Below are 287 nucleotides of genomic sequence, written 5' to 3'. Positions count from 1 at the left end.
CATATAAGGTGTCGAGTGCAGCCGGGTGTTGCAGATGCGTGTAGCCGATGACCTTTCCCTTGGCATCTTCTTTCACGATGATGAGTTGCGAGCGCAGTAGTTGCTGTACGTGACCGGAGTCTTGTTGTAGCTGAAATTGCAGCCCTGCAGGCAGATACTGGAATTGTGCCTGCGCTGGCTTGGTTGTGCTGTGCGTGAGTGGTGTCAGCGTCAGCTTGCCATCCTCACCTTGCATACTTCCATCCTGCGCGACGTGTAATCTTGCCGAGTTCGAATAGTAAAGGCGG

The 287-nt window shown here is 53.7% G+C and carries 1 protein-coding gene; it reads right to left on the bottom strand.

Annotated elements, in window-relative coordinates; all coding sequences use genetic code 11:
• Positions 1 to 235: hypothetical protein (locus tag KDM89_RS21875; protein ID WP_230428024.1), on the bottom strand; the 235-nt coding region annotated here is incomplete at its 3' end.
• Between the last annotated feature and the right edge of the window lie 52 nt (positions 236 to 287).

Origin of the sequence: Cognatundibacterium luofuense (assembly GCF_018139685.1) — a bacterium.
GTDB classification, from domain to species: domain Bacteria; phylum Pseudomonadota; class Gammaproteobacteria; order Burkholderiales; family Burkholderiaceae_D; genus Undibacterium; species Undibacterium luofuense.
The sequence above is the reverse complement of the archived record's forward strand: the minus strand, read 5'-3'. Positions and strand labels throughout refer to the sequence as shown.